Here is a 15444-nt window from a genome sequence, read left to right as displayed (position 1 = left end):
GACGGCAGACGCGGCGGGGCCTCGCCGCCGTCCGGTCGCGTGTATCGAACGCTTATTATCCTCGGTTGGTGACAGAGACTGTATGAGCTCAGAGGACGCCGAGCGCCCGGATCCAGCGGGCAGCCTCGGAGGGGAGGACCTCGACCACGAGAACGCCGCCCAAGACGTCGTCGCGGTCGACCCAGACGACACCCCGAGTGGAACGGTCAACCGACTTGATGCCCACACCGGCGACGGCATCCGCCACCGCGCGTTCACCTGTCTGGTGTTCGACACCGACGGTCGCATCCTGCTCGCCCAGCGCGCCCCGACGAAGCGGCTGTGGGACGGTCACTGGGACGGCACGGTCGCCTCACACCCCGTCGAGGGACAATCACAGGAGGAGGCGACGGCGATCCGGCTCGAAGAGGAGCTCGGGATCACCCCCGCACAGTACGACGACCTCCGCGTCACCGACCGGTTCGAGTACAAGCGCTACTACCCGAACGAGGGCGTCGAGTGGGAGGTGTGTGCGGTGCTCAAAGTGACACTCGAGGAGACGACGCTCGACCCCGACCCCGAGGAGATTGGCGGGCGGCTGTGGGTCGACTACGACCATCTCCACGACAACCCGGCGTTGTACCGCCAGCTCCGGCTCTGCCCGTGGTTCGAGATCGCGATGCGGCGCGACTTCGCGTGAGCCGACCACGGACGCGCCGAGTCGGCGGGTTGAAGATGCCGACGCGACAGGATCCGATATGACCGTCGTCGCCGTGTTGGCCGATCCGCCGCGTGACGGACTCGTCGCGACCGACCTCGCGGACTCGACGCCGTTGTCGACCGCGGAGGCCGCAGAGCTGTACGAGGCCGCGTTCAGAGACGCCGTACTCGCGGTCGACCGCTCGGGCGGTGAACTCCTCGTCAACTACCCGACGGCCGACCAGCTACCCGCACCCCACCGGGCTGCGTCGTCGCCGGAGGCGACCCTTCGGGCGCTCGTCGCCGACACCCTCGGCGGGACCGAGAGCGCTCGATTCGAACCGCAGGTCGGCTCGTCGTTCAGCGCTCGCGCCGGCAACACCGTCACGCACCTTCTCCGCGAAGAGGACGCCGACTCGGTCGCCGTCGTGACGCCGACCGCACCGCTGCTCTCACGGAGCATCGTCGACGCCGCGGCGATGAAGCTGCGAACCACGCAGGTGGTGCTCGGTCCGTCGACCCGCGGCCACACGTACTACGCGGGGTTCACCGAGCCGATCGACTTCGCGGGCGCGTTCGAGGGACCCGCACTCACCACGCTCGCCGCGCGCGGCGCTGACGCCGGCCTCGACGTCGACTTCCTCCAGTCGTTGCCCGCACTCGAGACCCGCGGTGACCTCCTCGATACGATCCCACAGCTCAGAGCGCGCTTTGCGGCCGAGCGAATCGTCCCCGACCACACCGCGGCGTTCGTCCACGAGCACGGGCTCGACGTCGTCGACGACGAGGACGGGCGACGGATCGTCCGTGCGTAGCCGCGACACGCCGCCACGCACCGACCCGCGTCGGCTCGACGCCACCAGATCCTACCGACGCTCGTAGCCCGGGAGCGACGCGAGCGTCTCTGCGAACGGCTCCCCAGAGAGCGCCGCACCGACCGCCCGGACGGCTTCCCGGTCGGCGCGGTCCGGTGCCGCTCGGACGACGACCGACTGCTCGCCGAGCGGGACGAAATCACAGCCGAGCCGCTCGGCCGTCTCTCGGAGCGCGAGACCCACGTCCGCGCGCCCCTCACACACCGCCCGGACCGGACTCTCGAACCCGCGGCGGGTCATCGCGTAGCCGTCGACCGCGTCGGTGAGGTCGCGTCGGTCGACGCCCCGCTCGGCGGCGAGATCCGCCATCGCGTCGTCGAGCGCGCTCCTGAGCCCTGTCTCTGTCGGCCGGTTCACGAGTCGCTGGTCGTCGTCGACGACGTCGCCGAGGTCGGTGATACCGTCGGGATTGCCGGCGGGAACGGCGAGTCCCCACGTGCGCCGCCATCCGCCGAGCTCGACGCTTTCGACCTGCCGGTCGGTCGGGCCGGCGGTCACCGCGACGTCCGGGACGCCCGCCCTGAGTCGGCGGAGCCCCTCTCGGGAGCCGACCGGGAGGTAGCGCGGCGCGGCGAGTTCGTCGAGCAGTCGGTTCAACGCGGGGTCGTCCTCGCCGGCACCGAGGAGCGTCGGCGGCGCGACTCCCGGCGAGAAGAGCTGCACCGTGACGGTCTCGCCGGCGTCGAGGTATTCGGTGTCCGGGTCGACGGCGACGACTCCGTCGGCCTCGACCAGACTGGTCGTCGCTCCCGACCCCTTGTCGACCGGGTAGACGAGCGGCCGGCCGCCCTCCGCTCCCGCCGTCGACTCGTCGTGGACGTCCAACACGCCGACCGGGAGGAGCCGCTTTCGCCCCTCCGCGTAGCGCTCGCGGACGGCCATCTCGCCGACGACGGTCGCGGTCGCCGGCTCGGCACGACCGGCAGCCGACCGGATCGCAGGGGCGACGAACGTCCGGAAGATCGTCAGCGCAGAGACGGGGTATCCGGGCAGTCCCACGTACGCCGACTCACCGCCGTCGGCACGGTCGATTCGGCCGACGAGCATCGGCTTGCCGGGCTTGACCGCGACGCCGTGGAGCAACAGCTCGCCGCGCGCTTCTATGACGCGGTAGATCACGTCGACGGCGCTCGCAGAGGTCGAGCCGGACGAGAGCACCAAGTCACACTCGTCGGCTGCGGTTCTGAGCAGCCGCTCCATCTCGTCGTAGTCGTCGCCTGCGTGTGGGTACAACACCGCCTCGCCGCCCGCCGCCTCGACCCCGGCGGCGATCGTCGTCGAGTTGACGTCGTAGATCTCACCGCGGTTCGGGTCGAGTTCGTCGCCGGGGCGTACCAGCTCGTCTCCCGTCGAGACGATACCGACGGTCGGGCGACCGCGAACCGGGACCTCGTTGACGCCGAGCGCAGAGAGGAGTCCGATCTCACGCGGGGTGAGGCGGGTACCGGGTCCGAGCGCGCGGGCACCCGCGGCGATGTCGGTGCCGGCGGCCATGACGCGGTCGCCGGGTGCGACCGCCGTCCTGACGGCGATTCGGGTCGGGTCGCCGTCCTCGTCGAGATGCTCGTTCGTTCGCTCGACCATCACGACGGCGTCGGCGCCGGGGGGCAACACGGCCCCGGTCGACACCTCGACGCACGTGCCGGCCTCGACGGACACCTTGGGGGCGACACCGGCGTGAACCGCACCGACGAGGGACAACTCGACCGGGTCGGCCTCGTCGGCACCGAAGGTGTCGGCAGCGCGAACCGCGTACCCGTCCACCGACGCGCGGTCGAACCCCGGAACGTCGACGCCGGCGTCGATACGCTCGGCGAGGACCCGACCGCGAGCCGCCGTCAGTGGAACCGACTCGGGCGCTGGCGTGAGCTCCAACGAGTCGATCGCGTCGTGTGCCGCCGCGGGCGTCGCGAGGTCGCGAAACTCCTTTCGGTCGGTCATTCCGTCACCTCCCACCGCTCGACGTCGACGACCGCGTCGGCATCGAATCCCTCCTGTGACTCCGGGACGACGACCCAGCCGTCCGCGAGCGCGACGCTCGAGAGGACGCCGGAGCCGCTGGCGCGCGTGGGTGTCGCGACGTGGGTGGGGCCGCCGGAGTCGGCTGCGTCTTCGGACGCCGACTCGCGTGACAGCGTCACCCGCGCGAACGTCCGTGTACCGGGCTCACTCGCGATCTTCCGCGATAGTCGGGCACGAGTGGTCGGGATCGGTCCGGCGTCCGTGCCGCCGACCCGCTTTTGTACCGGCCGGAGGAACTGCACCGCGTTGACGATGCAGGCGACTGGGTATCCCGGCAGCGACACCACCGGCGTGTCGTCTACGCGACCGAGACACACGGGGTGTCCCGGCTTGAGCGCGACGCCGTGAACGAGCACGGACCCGAGCTCGTCGACGACCTCGGGCAGGAGGTCACGCTCGCCGACGGAGGAGCCGCCGGTGGTGACGATCACGTCGGCGTCGAGGTCGGCCTTGATGGCGGCCGCAAGCGCCGTCTCGTCGTCGGTCACGACGTCTCGATAGCGGGCCTCACCGCCCCACCGCCTCACCAGCCGCGAGACGGTGAGCCCGTTCGTCTCGATCACCTCGCCAGCGTCCGGGTCCGACTCGACCAGCTCTTCACCGGTCGGAATCACGGCTACCGTCGGCGGCTCGTAGACGGTGACGGCGTCGAGCCCGACCGACCGACAGAGCCCCAGATCCGACGGCCGGAGCGTCTCACCGGCGTCGTAGAGCCGCTGTCCCTCGGCGACGTCTTCGCCCACCGGACCGACGTTCTCGCCGCGCGCCACCGCGTCGAACGTCTCGACGTCGTCGCCGACGGTTTCGACCTGCTCGATCGTGACGACCGCGTCTGCGCCGTCTGGAAGCGCGCTCCCGGTGTGGACCCGTGCCGCCTCGTCGGGACCGACCGACCCGTCCCCGAGGGGGACCGCACGCAACACGGCCGGAGACCGGTCGGACGCACCGAACGTATCAGCCGCGCGAACCGCGTAGCCGTCCATGGCGGCCCGGTCGTACCCCGGTACCGGCACGGGGGCGTCGATGGGCTCCGCGAGCACCCGTCCGTCGGCGGCCGAGAGCGGGACGGTCTCGGTCCGTCCGTGGGCCTCGGCGGCCGCGAGGAGCGTCGAGCGCGCCTCTTCGACGCGGGTCCGACGCTTGAACCCGGCTTCCCGTCTGTCGTGACTCATGTCCGTCCGTTTCGCCTCCGCGGGCAAAAACCCCGCCGCCGGCGACGGCGGGCGTCTCGGACCGGATCCACACGAGCACCCGCCGCTCACCGAAACCACGAGAGTGCCCGCCGCGTCCGATGGAGCCCCTGTGCGACCCCGACACGGCCGAGCGAGAGGGCTGCTCTCGTTCCCGCCACCGTCGCCGTCACCCCACGGACGGCCCCACGCGTGGCGTAGTATCGCGACTTCTCTTCGGCCGCGGTCAGGTAGTGTCGCGCCGCCATCCGGACGGGTGCGCGCCGGCCGTCGACCCGAGTCGTCCCGGTTCGAATCGCCGTGAGCACGTCCGCTGCCGTCACCTGCTCGACGCTCTCCCGGTCGCCGACGCGTACCTCGGTGAACGCGCGGCCGACGTACTGGAGGTGGTGAGCGTCGCTCGCCGCGACGCCGGGAAAGCCGTAGCTCGTCGCGAAGCGGCGGGCGCGACGGTTGCGGTAGCCGGTGAACAGCCAGGCGTTGAACACCTCGACGGCGTCGGGCGTCGGACCGGCTCGACCGCCCGCACCACCGCTCCACGCGTCCTCGTCGTCGGGGAGCGGCACGTCGCGACGACGGACGCCGTGGCGGGATCGCTGGAACGGGTGGGGCACGATCGCCACGCCACCGTGGTCGTGAACCCACCGGATCGTGTCGGCGTATGCCGTGCGGCGTGGCGGCATCCGGTCGACGCCGAGTGCGAGTAGGTGGCCGTGTGCCGTCGACACCTCGACGCCCGGGATCCCGATCAGCCCGTACTCCCCGGCGATGGCGGCGGCACGCCGGGAGGCCCCCATCGTGTCGTGGTCGGTGATCGCGACCGCGTCCAACCCGATCTCCGCGGCGTGTTCGAGTATCAGCTCGACGGGCTCGTGACCGTCGTAGCTGGCCGCAGAGTGGACGTGGGGGTCGACACTGACGGTGACGCTGGACACGAGTGAGCGTAGTCTCCCGATCGTAGAAAAGGGTCGGGACGGAGACGGTACACGACAGACGGACAGCCACCCGAGACGCCGCGCCGCGGGCGGCACCCGCGGATCAGTCGAACAACCCGCGGATCCGGCCGACGACGGACTCGTCGTCAGCCTCGGCGGCCTCCTCCGCGCGCTGTTGTTCGCGGAGCGCGCGGAGCGCGTCCGCCTGGTCGTCGGTGCTCTCGCCGCTCGCGGTGTTCTGGGTCCCGCCTTGCAGCCCGGCGAGTTGTGAGACGGCGTCGTCGACGGTACTTGAGGTGGTCCGCGTCTCGGTCGCAGAGCCCGAGAGCGTGCCCGGGTCGACGTCTGCGTCGTCGACGACTGACGTGTCGAGTTGGAGTCGCCGCCCCTCGGAGCGCTCGACGCCACCCCAGGTGAGCTCCGTCTTCTCGAGCTCGCGCTCGATGTCCGCCCGAACTGCCTCGTCCGTCACCGTCTCCGCGTCCGTCTCGGTTCCGTCGTCGGCCGACCGCGTCGTGGCGGTCGAATCCGGATCGACCGTGACACCGTCGGTCGCCTGCTCCACCCGGTGGGCGACGAGCGCGGCACCGGTCGCGGCGATCACGGCGACGAGGCCGGCGCTGTACAGTGCGACGACCTGGGCGCTGTAGTCCGGCGGCTCCGGTACGTTCCAGTCGTACGGGTACACCGTGACGAACCATCCGACGGCGACCACGGAAACCGCCGACCCGGCGCTGCCGAGGTAGCGCATGCGACGGTCGACAGGGAGGAGCACGACGACGCCGAGAAGGAGACCCGGAAGGCCGAGCGCGGCTGCCACGGCGGCCACCTCACGGACCGAGTACATCGAGATGCTGTTCGGCGGAAGCGTCGCGCTGTACAGGAAGACGGCGACGCCGACGACCCCCAGTCCGAGTCCCACGAAGAAGAGCCCGAACCCGGCGTACACGTCGACGGCTCGGTCGGGGTCGCCGACGTACCGTCGGTAGAACCCGAGAAGCGGGTTCGCTTCCTCACTCGAGTCGCTCATACGTCGACCTCTGTGCGGAGTCTAATGACTGTTGCCCCGCCGGGCGACCCCGGTGTTTTTCACCACCGGCGTCGTCTCCCCGTCCGAGAACGCGTGTCGACAGAGTGTCCGCGATGTGGATCGACGCTGACGACGCTCAGCCTCGGCGGCGCAGAGGCGGTCTCGTGTGAGGAGTGTGGGTACGTCGGCGTGGAGGCCGACCACTCGGGTGAGCCGCGCGCCGTCGAGACGTGGGCCGAGGCACTCGAACGGTTCGCGAGGAGAGAGTGAGATGCCAACACTGGAGTTAACGCCCGAACAGCGGGACCGGATCGAGCAGCTACGAGCCGCGTTGACGGACGACCACGCGGGACCGTACGCGACGGTCGGTACGGGTGAGACGATCACGTACCTCCTCGACCTCGCCGACGCCGTCGACGACCCCGGGCACCGCGCCGACCCTACGGAACCCGCCGTCCGGAATACGCCCGCGCCCCCGTTCGACCGTGACTCGGCACGGACGGCGCTTGAGGACCGAAATCTCCGCCACGGTGACCCGGACTCAGCAGACCGGCTCGACCTCCACGAGATCGCAGCCGCCTTCGACGTCACCGGCCGCAGCGACATGCAGAAAGACGAGCTCGTTGAGGCGATCCTCGACCGTGCAGCGACGCTCGCGGCGAACCCCTTCGCGCTGGTCGACCTCGACCTCCCGGACCAAACGCCGGCAGAGGCGGCGCGCGAGCCCGCGTCGTCTGTCGACTCGTCGGAGACCAGCGACTCGTCGGGAACTGCCGACGAAACCGCCCGCGACGGTGGACGGACCGACGCGGCAGCGGGTGTGGCCGACGCCCAGACGACCGACGACGACGACCGAGCAGACGACGGGGGCGCCGGACAGCTGAACGCGATGATGCGGCTCCTCGACACCCACGCCGACAAGTGGAGCGAGTCCGCCGGAGACGCCCGCTACGAGGTCGAACTCCCCGACGGCAGCATCGAGGCCGCACGGACCAAAGACGACGTCCGCGCCCTGTTGTTCAAACACTACTGACCGACGGCACCATCCACACATTCGATGTCCATCCTCAAGTCGATCCGTGACGCACTCGCCGCGGTACTCGGTGGGACCGACCCCGCCGAGGAGACGCCAGCTGACGACGAGACGGCCACGCCTACCGCCGACGACCGACCGGCGAGCGACCCGACCCAGCTCGACCCCGACGCCGTGACCGAGACCAGGGCGGGCGCGACCGACGATGCGGTCGACGCGCTGCGGTCGCTTCGGCAGCCACCGGTAGACGCTCCAGACGACGGGACGAAGACGGACCCGGGCGGGAGCGGTCAGAGGGCAAGCGAGGCGGACGCGTCCGAGGGTCAGCACACGACCGGCCGGCACGCAACGAGCCGGGATGGGACCGGACGAGCCGCCGCGGATCCCGGTGCGGACGACCGCGACGCGAACCATTAGGTCGTCCCGCTCGAAGCGAAGCTGTGACCCGAGACGACCACGTCGAACGAACGATCGAACTGGCCGCCGAGGCGGTGGACGCCGGAAACACGCCGTTTGGTGCGCTGTTGACCGTCGACGGCGAGGTAGTCCGCGAATCGCGGAACACGACACGAACGGCCGAGGACGTCACCGCCCACCCAGAGCTCAAGCTCGCTCGATGGGCGGGACGCGAACTCGACGCCGACGAGCTGGCGACCTGCACGATGTACGCCAGCACCGAACCCTGTCCGATGTGCACCACTGCCATCCACTACGCCGGAATCGATCGGGTCGTCTTCGGCGTCGACGGTGCGACTCTCGACGAACTCACCGGCGACGTGGTGACGATCCCGGCCACGGAGGTGATCGAGCGCGCCGGCGGTGAGACGAGCGTCGAGGGCCCGGTCGCGACCGACGCCGCGATGCGGCTCCACGAGTCGGTCTTCGGAGGCGACGACGGTGGGGCGTGAACGACGGGACGAGTCGACTGCCGCTCCGCGCGTCACCGCCGTCGGCGCAGCCGCCGTCGACGAGTGGTACGCGGTGTCGAACCTCCCGGAGCCAGACGGCGGCGCGTTCGCACGCGACGTGACTGCTGCACCCGGCGGAGTCGGCGCCAACGTCGCCGTGGCTCTCGACCGGCTCGGACGCGACGTCGGCCTCGTGAGTCGCGTCGGCGACGACGAGTACGGCCGCCGAGCGATCGCGTGGCTCGCCGACACGGGCGTCGATACGACCCACGTCGCCGTCGGCGACGAGTCCACCACCCGATCGCTCGTCCTCCGCGATCCCGCTGGCGAACGGGCGATCGTCACCACCGGTGAGAGTTTCCGGTCACTCCAGCTCGACGATGCGACGCTGGAGCGGACGCTCGAGAGCGCGGTCGTCTTCGTCACCGCGTACACGCCGGACCGCGTCGCACGTCGGCTGCTCGACGCCGTCGTCGCACAGTCCGCCGCCGCGCGCCCGGCGCTCGTCTTCGACCTCTCCGGGCCGGTCACCGAACTCGTCGGGCGCGGAACGGCCCCTGAGACGATCCATGGATACGTCCACCACGCAGACCTGTTCGTCGCCGGCGGCGTCGCCACACCGGCGTACTTTGGCTCGGACGCGGCTGCCGTCGAGCGGCTCAAACGGGTCCGAACCGCTAAGGTAGGACCGGCGGTGCTCACCCACGGCGCCGAGGGGATGACTGTCGTCGCGAACGGACGGGTTCGGCGGTTCGACGCGTTCGAGGTGGACGTCGTCGACGCAACGGGCGCCGGCGACGCGTTCACCGCCGGACTGATAGATCGGTGGCTACTCGCGAGGGACGCGCCGACTGCGATCGACGATGCAGTCCGGTTCGCGGCCGCAGTGGCCGCGATCAACTGCACCGAGCGGTCCACGCAGGCCGGCTTGCCGACGCGTGAGACGGTTCGACAGTTCCTCGCTGAGCGTGGAGTCGACCCGACGGGTTGAGCCCGTCTCCGCTCGGGTGGTCGGGCGCTCTCTGGCTCGGACTCACCGACAGTCGTCGGCACGCGAGACGAGCGTCGCCACGCGCTCTTCGTCGACCGGCGCCGTCGTTTCACCCGCCGCTTTCAGCGCGGTTCCCACGATCACGCCGTCGGCGAGCGCGAGCAGGTCGCCGATCGTCTCTGGACGGACGCCGCTCCCGACGAAGACGGGCGTCTCGAGGCCGTGTCGTTCTCGTTCGTCGACCACGGCCTCCAGCGCCGCGCGGTCTATCGCCGCACCGGTCCCGGACCCCGAGGCGACGACCGCGTCGGCGAGTCCCCGCTCCGTCGCGTCGGCGAACGACTCTGCCGAGTACCCCTCCGGGGTGAGTGGGGCAGAGTGTTTCACGTCGGTGTCGGCGAAGATCCCGACGTCCACACCGAGCCGTTCGCGGAGTCGGAGCGTCTCGTGGGCCCGTCCCTCGACGATGCCTTGATCGGTGACGCGCGCTCCGGTGTGGACGTTCACGCGGACGAACGCGGCGTCGACGGCGGCGGCGACCGAGACGGCCGCCTCGGCGTCGTTCCGGAGTACGTTGATACCGATCGGGAGCGTCGTCGCGTCCGCGACGGCCGTCGCCGCGCGAGTCGTCGCTGCGACGGTGTGTTTCGGCACGTCGTCGGGGTGAAACGGCGCGTCGCCGAAGTTCTCTACCAGCACGCCGTCGACGCCTCCTCGCTCCAGGGCGCGTGCGTCTGCGACCGCCCCCTCGAGGACGGACTGCATCGCCGCCGCACCGTCGGCGGCGGCCTTCGGTGCACCCGGCAGTGGGCCAAGGTGGACCATGCCGATCACCGGGGTGGCCGTTCCGAACGTCGATTCGATGTTCATACCGTCTGGTGCGTCGACTGAATCATAACCCTCCCGCTCTGCCGCGACGACCGCGGGCCACCCCTTCCCCCCGCGCCCCGCCGCCGCACCGAAGCTACAAACCGGTCGACGCCGAAAGGCGTGTATGTCGACTGCACTCGCAGACGAGCCGGTCGAACCGTCGTCCGCCGACGACGAGCCACTCACGCCAGCTGAGTACGAGCCACTGCTCGCCTCTCTCGACGACGTCTGGGAGGTCGTCGACGACCACCACCTCGAGGCGACGTACTCGTTCGACGACTTCGCGGACGCGTTGGCGTTCACGAACGAGGTCGGTGCCCTCGCCGAGGCGGAGTGGCACCACCCGGACATCCACCTCTCGTGGGGCGCCGTCGGCATCGAGCTCTGGAGTCACGACATCGACGGTCTTCACCGCTCGGACTTCGTGATGGCGGCGCGAATGGACCGCCTGTACGCCGAGGCGTGAGCCTCGACAACGAACGCTTTTAAATCCCACCCCCGAATCGTGAGTCGATGAGCGAGAACGTGTTCCTGGTCCCGATAGAGCCGGAGAACTTCGACCGAACGGTCCGGTCCCCCGTCGACCTCACCACGTACGCCGACCGGCCGGACGCGATCGCGGACGCCGAGGAGGCACGCCTGTGGGCGATCGGCGACGACACCGGGAGCGGCTCGACGTTCGAGCAGATGGAGCCGGACGACCTCCTGTTGTTCTACGACGACGGCGAGTACGTCGGAACGGGCCGGGTCGGCCAGACGTTCCTCGACGAGGACCGCTGGGCCAGCAGCACGCTGTGGACCGCCTTCCCGGCCACACGGGTGTACACCGTCGCGTCGTTCACGCCGATTACCGTCTCGAAACGCGCCGTCAATCGCATCTTCGACTACTCCCCGACGTACACGCCCGGGCTGATGCGCGTCGCCGACGGTCGCGTCACCGAGTCGCTCTCGACGATAGAGACGGCGCTCGACGCGTACACCAAACGCCAAGAAGCGTAGTCCGACAGCTGACGGCACAGACGACTCGAACGTCTCGAGTCGATCAGGACTTCTCGGTGGTCTCCTCGTCGAACGCGTGCTCGGCGAGTCCGTAGTATCCCGGTCCGTTCTCGGTGCGCGGCTCTGCGACGACGAGGTCGTCGGCGTTGACGAGCACCCACGGAACTGCCCAGTCGACTAAGACCGCCTCCGTCTCTGGGTCCACTTCGGCGTCCGGGTTGAGCCCCTGGAGCAGTCGTCCGATCTCCGGTATCGTGTACAACAGCTCCGGCTCGAAGAGATCACTCGGCTCGTAGAAGTCACACGGGAACGTCTCGTCGAAGGCGTCTCTTGGCTCCGGCATACTACCCGCGTAGCGCGTCCACCGGGTAAATACCGAGGATGTCACCTGCCGACCGACACCGACGGGCCGCTCACCTCGGTCGTCGCTGTGGCTGGTCTCGATCAAAAAACACAGGATTCGACGCGCGTCCAGCGCGTCCGGCTGGCGTTACTCGAACAGCTCGACGGCCTGCTCGTAGCGGGCTGCCGGCTCCTCCCAGTCGACGACCTCGAAGAAGTTCTCGACGAAGTCGCCCCGGGCCGGACCGTAGTCGTGGTAGTAGGAGTGTTCCCAGACGTCCAGCGCGAGGATCGGGTGACCGCCCCACACCGCGCCCTCGTCGTGGTTGTCGACGACGACGTTGCGGAGCTGGTTCGAGAACGTGTCGTAGACGAGCAGCGCCCAGCCGCTCGCGTCGCCGGCGGCCGCCTCGAACTCGCCTTTCCACGCCTCGTACGAGCCGAAGTCGGCCTCGATCCGGTCGGCGAGCGATCCCTCGGGCTCGTCGCCGCCCTCCGGTGACATGTTCTGCCAGAACAGGTCGTGGAGGATGTGGCCCGACGAGTTGTGGGTTACGCTACGGATCGCGCCGGCAGACGAGGAGAACTCGCCCTCATCGCGGTTCCCCTCGAGCGTCTCCTCGGCGGCGTTCCAGCCGTTGACGTACCCCTGGTGGTGGGTGTCGTGGTGCCACTCGAGCACCTGCTCGGAGATGTGCGGTTCAAGCGCGTCGTACTCGTACGGAAGTGGGTCGAGTTCGTAGCTCATCGTTGTATCACCTGTATCTACGATGGAAGCGATTCGTGTTAAAGATAATGCGGCACGTGGTACCACACGCCAGCAGGCAGCGAACCCGCCGATTTCGCCCGACTCGAACCACCTCGTGGGGGGTTGCTACGCGCCTGCCGTCCCGAACTGGTCTCCAATAGGAGGCCGTGACCGGTCGAGATGTAATGTATATTAGTTACGCCACCCGCTCCGACTCGCGCGCGAGACGACGTGGGACCCGTCTCGGACGGTGGGACTGGGATTCGAACCCAGGAAGCCGTGAGGCTACCGGTTTTCAAGACCGGCGCAATGGGCCGCTCTGCCATCCCACCACAACCGCGACGAGGGCGTCCGCCGACTAAGGGATGTCGGTGTCGGCCGACGCGGTTCCGGTGCTCGTCGTGTCCGGCGACGGCTTATATACCATGACGCACCAGCCACGCTATGCGCTGACGCACCGACCGCGGCGCCCGAGGACCAGCCCGGTGGGCCGTCGCGACTCCTCCACGCCGGCTGTTCGACACCACGCGTCCGTCCAAGTCGTCTTCGTCCCGACGCCCGCGTGCGGCTACGCCCGGTCGTCACGCCCGAGCCGAATCGGATCCGTGCTCGGCTCGGTCCCGACGGTCACGCGATCGCCGACGACGAGGTCGTGGTCCGGACAGACGACCTTCACACCGAAGTCGTCGATCCCCGCGAAGAGCGAGAGGCCGACAACGCGCGCTCCATCGACCACCACGTCGACCGGTTCCCACTCGAGTCCCTGCTCGGTCCGTGTCCCGACTCGCGTCCCCCACAGCGACACCGCGGCCGGGACGGGCTCCTCACGAAACGTCCCGCCGCCGGCGTAGTGACACAGGCCGCCGTCGAGCGGGACGCCCTCGTCGCTCGCGAGCGCCGCGAACCGGTCGCCCGGCTCGGGGTGGTCCGGTCCGCCGACGACGACGTGTGTCGGTCCCGTCTCGACGACGGTTCCGGTGCCGTCCCACGCGACACCCGCTACGTCGGCGTCGACGGCGACGGTGAGCGACCCGCTCGCGCGCACGGCGTCTGCCCCGGGTGGTCGGAATCCGAGGTGGAGGTGGTTCGCGACCCACCGACCGAAGAAGCCGGACCGCGTCAGCCGTCCCAGCGTGTCGCCGACGGCGATCCGATCACCCGCGCTCACCGCGGGGTCTACGTGGAGGACCCGCGCGACGGTGCCGGCCGCGACACCGGCCGTCACGCACCACTCGTCGGCGAGGTCGACGACGATCAGGTGATCGGTAGACGCGGCGTAGGCCCGACTCGGACAACCCACGGTGCGTGTCTCACGCACCACGCCGGCCACCGGCGAGACGGCCGCCTCATCGGCCGGATACAGATCGACCGCACGACCGCCGTCGTGTGCCGGATACGGCGAGTTGTACCGTGAGAACCGCTCGTACCGACCAACGACAGACGACGGCAGGCTGACAGGCATACGCACTCGTGGTGTGGGAAGATAAAATCCCCATCGCAGTTCGGGCGAAACGCGTTTGCCCGAGGCGGGACGACTAGCTACCGTGCACCTCGTTCGCGGCCGAGCACCTGATCCCGTCCGGGACCGTGAGCTGACGGCACGGCTACTCGAACGCGCCGCCGAGGGAGTGCCGGGCGTGCGCGTCTGGGCGCCACCGCGACACGTCGCGTTCGGGCGACGGGACACCAGGGCGTCGGGGTACGAACGGGCCCGTCGCGCCGCCGAGCGAGCCGGCTTCGCCCCGGTCGAGCGCTCCGTCGGCGGCCGTGCGGTCGCCTACTCCGGGGAGACGCTCGCGTTCGCGGTAGCTACGCCTCGTGAGGACCGTGGAGAATCGATCGACGACCGCTACACGGTCGTTGGCCGGGTCGTTCGGCGAGCGCTCCGGGACCTCGGTGCGGCCGTGGCCCCCGGCGAGCCGCCGGCGTCGTTCTGTCCCGGGGACCACTCCGTTCGCGTCGAAGCGAGCGGAAAGTTGGTCGGACTCGCACAGCGCGTCCGCGCCGACGCGGCACTCGTCGCGGGGTGTCTGGTCCCGACGGTCGCGGATGCGACGGTCCTCGGCCAGGTACTCACGCCCACCTACGATGCGCTCGCGGTCGACTTCGACCCCGCGACGGTCGGGAGCGTCGAGGCAGCCGGTGGACCGACAGACGCCGCCGCAATCCGACGGGCAGTCGAGTTCGCGCTGTGTGCCTCGACACGTGCGACCGACGAGCGCATCGAGGCTCACACCGCGCGTCGCTCGTCGAGCGACGGCCACGCCGGCCCCCTCGCCGATGTCGACGTAGCCGCCGACACCACGGTACACGATCGGTTCCCGACGATCACCGTCACCCACGTCGGTGACGAAACGACCGGGGCGAGCGGCCAGCCGTGACCGTGGGGTCTTTCGACGTGCTTTTTATTCGCGGGCGTCTCAGTCGGCTCATGGCTGAATTCAACGTCGTCGTCGCCGACCCCGACTCCGGCGAGACGGTCCAGCGAACGGTCGACGGACAGGATGCGAACCGGTTCCTCGGTCGAAGCATCGGCGAGGAGGTCGACGGTGACGCCGTGGGGCTCTCCGAACACACCGTCGAGATCACCGGTGGCTCCGACGAGACCGGCCGCCCGATGCGTGCTGACGTCTCTGGAACCCGGCTGAAAGAGCTCCTCTTGGAGGGCGGCGTCGGGTTCAAGCCGTCTCGTGAAGGCGAGCGAAAGCGAATCACGGTCCGCGGCAGCGAGATCGCCGACGACGTGGCACAGATCAACGTCGCGGTCGTTGACGGCGACGGCGACGTCGCGGCCGCGTTTGCAGACGACGAATAATCCGCATC

The 15444-nt window shown here is 69.8% G+C and carries 19 protein-coding genes and 1 tRNA gene; 11 read left to right on the top strand and 9 right to left on the bottom strand.

What is annotated here, in order from left to right; genetic code table 11:
- Nucleotides 1-82 precede the first annotated feature (82 nt).
- Nucleotides 83-679 carry an isopentenyl-diphosphate Delta-isomerase gene (idi, locus tag ACNTAO_RS04385; RefSeq protein ID WP_435160753.1) on the top strand — a complete coding sequence of 199 codons (597 nt, stop codon included), beginning with the start codon at nucleotides 83-85 and terminating at the stop codon, nucleotides 677-679.
- 58 nt (nucleotides 680-737) lie between these two features.
- The gene (locus ACNTAO_RS04380) at nucleotides 738-1493 is read left to right on the top strand and encodes a hypothetical protein (RefSeq protein WP_435160752.1); all 756 of its coding nucleotides are present in this window, start codon (nucleotides 738-740) and stop codon (nucleotides 1491-1493) included.
- Nucleotides 1494-1544: 51 nt separating this feature from the next.
- Here the strand turns inward: ACNTAO_RS04380 and ACNTAO_RS04375 are convergent, their stop codons facing one another.
- The 4 genes from ACNTAO_RS04375 to ACNTAO_RS04360 form a co-directional block, all read right to left on the bottom strand.
- Complete coding sequence (locus ACNTAO_RS04375) at nucleotides 1545-3494, bottom strand: molybdopterin biosynthesis protein (protein ID WP_435160751.1); 1950 nt, start codon at nucleotides 3492-3494, stop codon at nucleotides 1545-1547.
- On the bottom strand, nucleotides 3491-4747 hold the full coding sequence (locus tag ACNTAO_RS04370) for a molybdopterin molybdotransferase MoeA (RefSeq protein ID WP_435160750.1): 1257 nt from the start codon (nucleotides 4745-4747) through the stop codon (nucleotides 3491-3493). The genes ACNTAO_RS04375 and ACNTAO_RS04370 overlap by 4 nt, the downstream gene beginning before the upstream one ends.
- Before the next feature lie 86 nt (nucleotides 4748-4833).
- Nucleotides 4834-5700, bottom strand: a complete 867-nt coding sequence (locus ACNTAO_RS04365; RefSeq protein WP_435160749.1) for a CehA/McbA family metallohydrolase — start codon at nucleotides 5698-5700, stop codon at nucleotides 4834-4836.
- Nucleotides 5701-5803: 103 nt separating this feature from the next.
- On the bottom strand, nucleotides 5804-6730 hold the full coding sequence (locus tag ACNTAO_RS04360; protein ID WP_435160748.1) for a cell division protein CdpA domain-containing protein: 927 nt from the start codon (nucleotides 6728-6730) through the stop codon (nucleotides 5804-5806).
- Between the two features lie 93 nt (nucleotides 6731-6823).
- On the opposite strand from ACNTAO_RS04360, the gene ACNTAO_RS04355 reads away from it, so the two are divergent.
- From ACNTAO_RS04355 to ACNTAO_RS04335, 5 genes are read left to right on the top strand one after another with little or no spacing between them, the layout of a single operon-like run.
- On the top strand, nucleotides 6824-7000 hold the full coding sequence (locus ACNTAO_RS04355) for a hypothetical protein (RefSeq protein ID WP_435160747.1): 177 nt from the start codon (nucleotides 6824-6826) through the stop codon (nucleotides 6998-7000).
- A gap of 1 nt (nucleotide 7001) precedes the next feature.
- Nucleotides 7002-7763 carry a hypothetical protein gene (locus ACNTAO_RS04350; RefSeq protein WP_435160746.1) on the top strand — a complete coding sequence of 254 codons (762 nt, stop codon included), beginning with the start codon at nucleotides 7002-7004 and terminating at the stop codon, nucleotides 7761-7763.
- A 24-nt stretch (nucleotides 7764-7787) separates the two neighbouring features.
- Entirely contained in the window at nucleotides 7788-8180 is a 393-nt protein-coding gene (locus ACNTAO_RS04345; RefSeq protein WP_435160745.1) for a hypothetical protein, read from the top strand.
- Nucleotides 8181-8203: 23 nt separating this feature from the next.
- On the top strand, nucleotides 8204-8671 hold the full coding sequence (locus tag ACNTAO_RS04340; RefSeq protein ID WP_435160744.1) for a nucleoside deaminase: 468 nt from the start codon (nucleotides 8204-8206) through the stop codon (nucleotides 8669-8671).
- Entirely contained in the window at nucleotides 8661-9662 is a 1002-nt protein-coding gene (locus ACNTAO_RS04335; protein WP_435160743.1) for a carbohydrate kinase family protein, read from the top strand. Before ACNTAO_RS04340 ends, ACNTAO_RS04335 begins: the two co-directional genes overlap by 11 nt.
- A gap of 42 nt (nucleotides 9663-9704) precedes the next feature.
- Here the strand turns inward: ACNTAO_RS04335 and ACNTAO_RS04330 are convergent, their stop codons facing one another.
- The gene (locus ACNTAO_RS04330) at nucleotides 9705-10532 is read right to left on the bottom strand and encodes a BtpA/SgcQ family protein (protein ID WP_435160742.1); all 828 of its coding nucleotides are present in this window, start codon (nucleotides 10530-10532) and stop codon (nucleotides 9705-9707) included.
- Between the two features lie 124 nt (nucleotides 10533-10656).
- On the opposite strand from ACNTAO_RS04330, the gene ACNTAO_RS04325 reads away from it, so the two are divergent.
- Nucleotides 10657-10998: a 4a-hydroxytetrahydrobiopterin dehydratase gene (locus ACNTAO_RS04325; RefSeq protein ID WP_435160741.1), complete on the top strand. Its 342-nt coding sequence runs from the start codon at nucleotides 10657-10659 to the stop codon at nucleotides 10996-10998.
- Between the two features lie 47 nt (nucleotides 10999-11045).
- Nucleotides 11046-11531, top strand: a complete 486-nt coding sequence (locus ACNTAO_RS04320) for a hypothetical protein (protein WP_435160740.1) — start codon at nucleotides 11046-11048, stop codon at nucleotides 11529-11531.
- Nucleotides 11532-11574: 43 nt separating this feature from the next.
- Here the strand turns inward: ACNTAO_RS04320 and ACNTAO_RS04315 are convergent, their stop codons facing one another.
- The 4 genes from ACNTAO_RS04315 to ACNTAO_RS04300 all read right to left on the bottom strand — a co-directional run bounded on the left by ACNTAO_RS04315 (nucleotide 11575) and on the right by ACNTAO_RS04300 (nucleotide 14083).
- Nucleotides 11575-11874, bottom strand: coding sequence for a DUF5827 family protein (locus tag ACNTAO_RS04315; RefSeq protein WP_435160739.1), 300 nt, complete (start codon nucleotides 11872-11874; stop codon nucleotides 11575-11577).
- A 147-nt stretch (nucleotides 11875-12021) separates the two neighbouring features.
- Nucleotides 12022-12621 (bottom strand): superoxide dismutase [Mn], encoded by a 600-nt coding sequence (sod, locus tag ACNTAO_RS04310; RefSeq protein ID WP_435160738.1) that lies wholly within the window; start codon nucleotides 12619-12621, stop codon nucleotides 12022-12024.
- Nucleotides 12622-12869: 248 nt separating this feature from the next.
- A tRNA-Ser gene (locus ACNTAO_RS04305) sits at nucleotides 12870-12953 on the bottom strand.
- A 236-nt stretch (nucleotides 12954-13189) separates the two neighbouring features.
- Nucleotides 13190-14083: a DUF8155 domain-containing protein gene (locus ACNTAO_RS04300; protein WP_435160736.1), complete on the bottom strand. Its 894-nt coding sequence runs from the start codon at nucleotides 14081-14083 to the stop codon at nucleotides 13190-13192.
- Between the two features lie 82 nt (nucleotides 14084-14165).
- Here ACNTAO_RS04300 and ACNTAO_RS04295 point away from each other — a divergent pair, with 82 nt between their 5' ends.
- Both ACNTAO_RS04295 and ACNTAO_RS04290 read left to right on the top strand, forming a co-directional pair.
- Nucleotides 14166-15002, top strand: a complete 837-nt coding sequence (locus ACNTAO_RS04295) for a lipoyl protein ligase domain-containing protein (RefSeq protein WP_435160734.1) — start codon at nucleotides 14166-14168, stop codon at nucleotides 15000-15002.
- 50 nt (nucleotides 15003-15052) lie between these two features.
- Complete coding sequence (locus ACNTAO_RS04290; RefSeq protein WP_435160733.1) at nucleotides 15053-15436, top strand: 30S ribosomal protein S6e; 384 nt, start codon at nucleotides 15053-15055, stop codon at nucleotides 15434-15436.
- Nucleotides 15437-15444 lie beyond the last annotated feature (8 nt).

Origin of the sequence: Halorubrum zhoui, assembly GCF_051194155.1 — an archaeon.
In the GTDB taxonomy this organism is placed as follows: Archaea; Halobacteriota; Halobacteria; order Halobacteriales; family Haloferacaceae; genus Halorubrum.
The sequence above is the reverse complement of the archived record's forward strand: the minus strand, read 5'-3'. Positions and strand labels throughout refer to the sequence as shown.

Coding starts and splice junctions, on each gene's coding strand:
- ACNTAO_RS04290 (WP_435160733.1), top strand. CDS start 15,053: ATGGCTGAATTCAACGTCGTCGTCGCCGACCCCGACTCCGGCGAGACG.
- ACNTAO_RS04360 (WP_435160748.1), bottom strand. CDS start 6,730: ATGAGCGACTCGAGTGAGGAAGCGAACCCGCTTCTCGGGTTCTACCGA.
- ACNTAO_RS04320 (WP_435160740.1), top strand. CDS start 11,046: ATGAGCGAGAACGTGTTCCTGGTCCCGATAGAGCCGGAGAACTTCGAC.
- ACNTAO_RS04330 (WP_435160742.1), bottom strand. CDS start 10,532: ATGAACATCGAATCGACGTTCGGAACGGCCACCCCGGTGATCGGCATG.
- ACNTAO_RS04325 (WP_435160741.1), top strand. CDS start 10,657: ATGTCGACTGCACTCGCAGACGAGCCGGTCGAACCGTCGTCCGCCGAC.
- ACNTAO_RS04315 (WP_435160739.1), bottom strand. CDS start 11,874: ATGCCGGAGCCAAGAGACGCCTTCGACGAGACGTTCCCGTGTGACTTC.
- ACNTAO_RS04375 (WP_435160751.1), bottom strand. CDS start 3,494: ATGACCGACCGAAAGGAGTTTCGCGACCTCGCGACGCCCGCGGCGGCA.
- ACNTAO_RS04350 (WP_435160746.1), top strand. CDS start 7,002: ATGCCAACACTGGAGTTAACGCCCGAACAGCGGGACCGGATCGAGCAG.
- idi (WP_435160753.1), top strand. CDS start 83: ATGAGCTCAGAGGACGCCGAGCGCCCGGATCCAGCGGGCAGCCTCGGA.
- ACNTAO_RS04300 (WP_435160736.1), bottom strand. CDS start 14,083: ATGCCTGTCAGCCTGCCGTCGTCTGTCGTTGGTCGGTACGAGCGGTTC.
- ACNTAO_RS04345 (WP_435160745.1), top strand. CDS start 7,788: ATGTCCATCCTCAAGTCGATCCGTGACGCACTCGCCGCGGTACTCGGT.
- sod (WP_435160738.1), bottom strand. CDS start 12,621: ATGAGCTACGAACTCGACCCACTTCCGTACGAGTACGACGCGCTTGAA.
- ACNTAO_RS04370 (WP_435160750.1), bottom strand. CDS start 4,747: ATGAGTCACGACAGACGGGAAGCCGGGTTCAAGCGTCGGACCCGCGTC.
- ACNTAO_RS04380 (WP_435160752.1), top strand. CDS start 738: ATGACCGTCGTCGCCGTGTTGGCCGATCCGCCGCGTGACGGACTCGTC.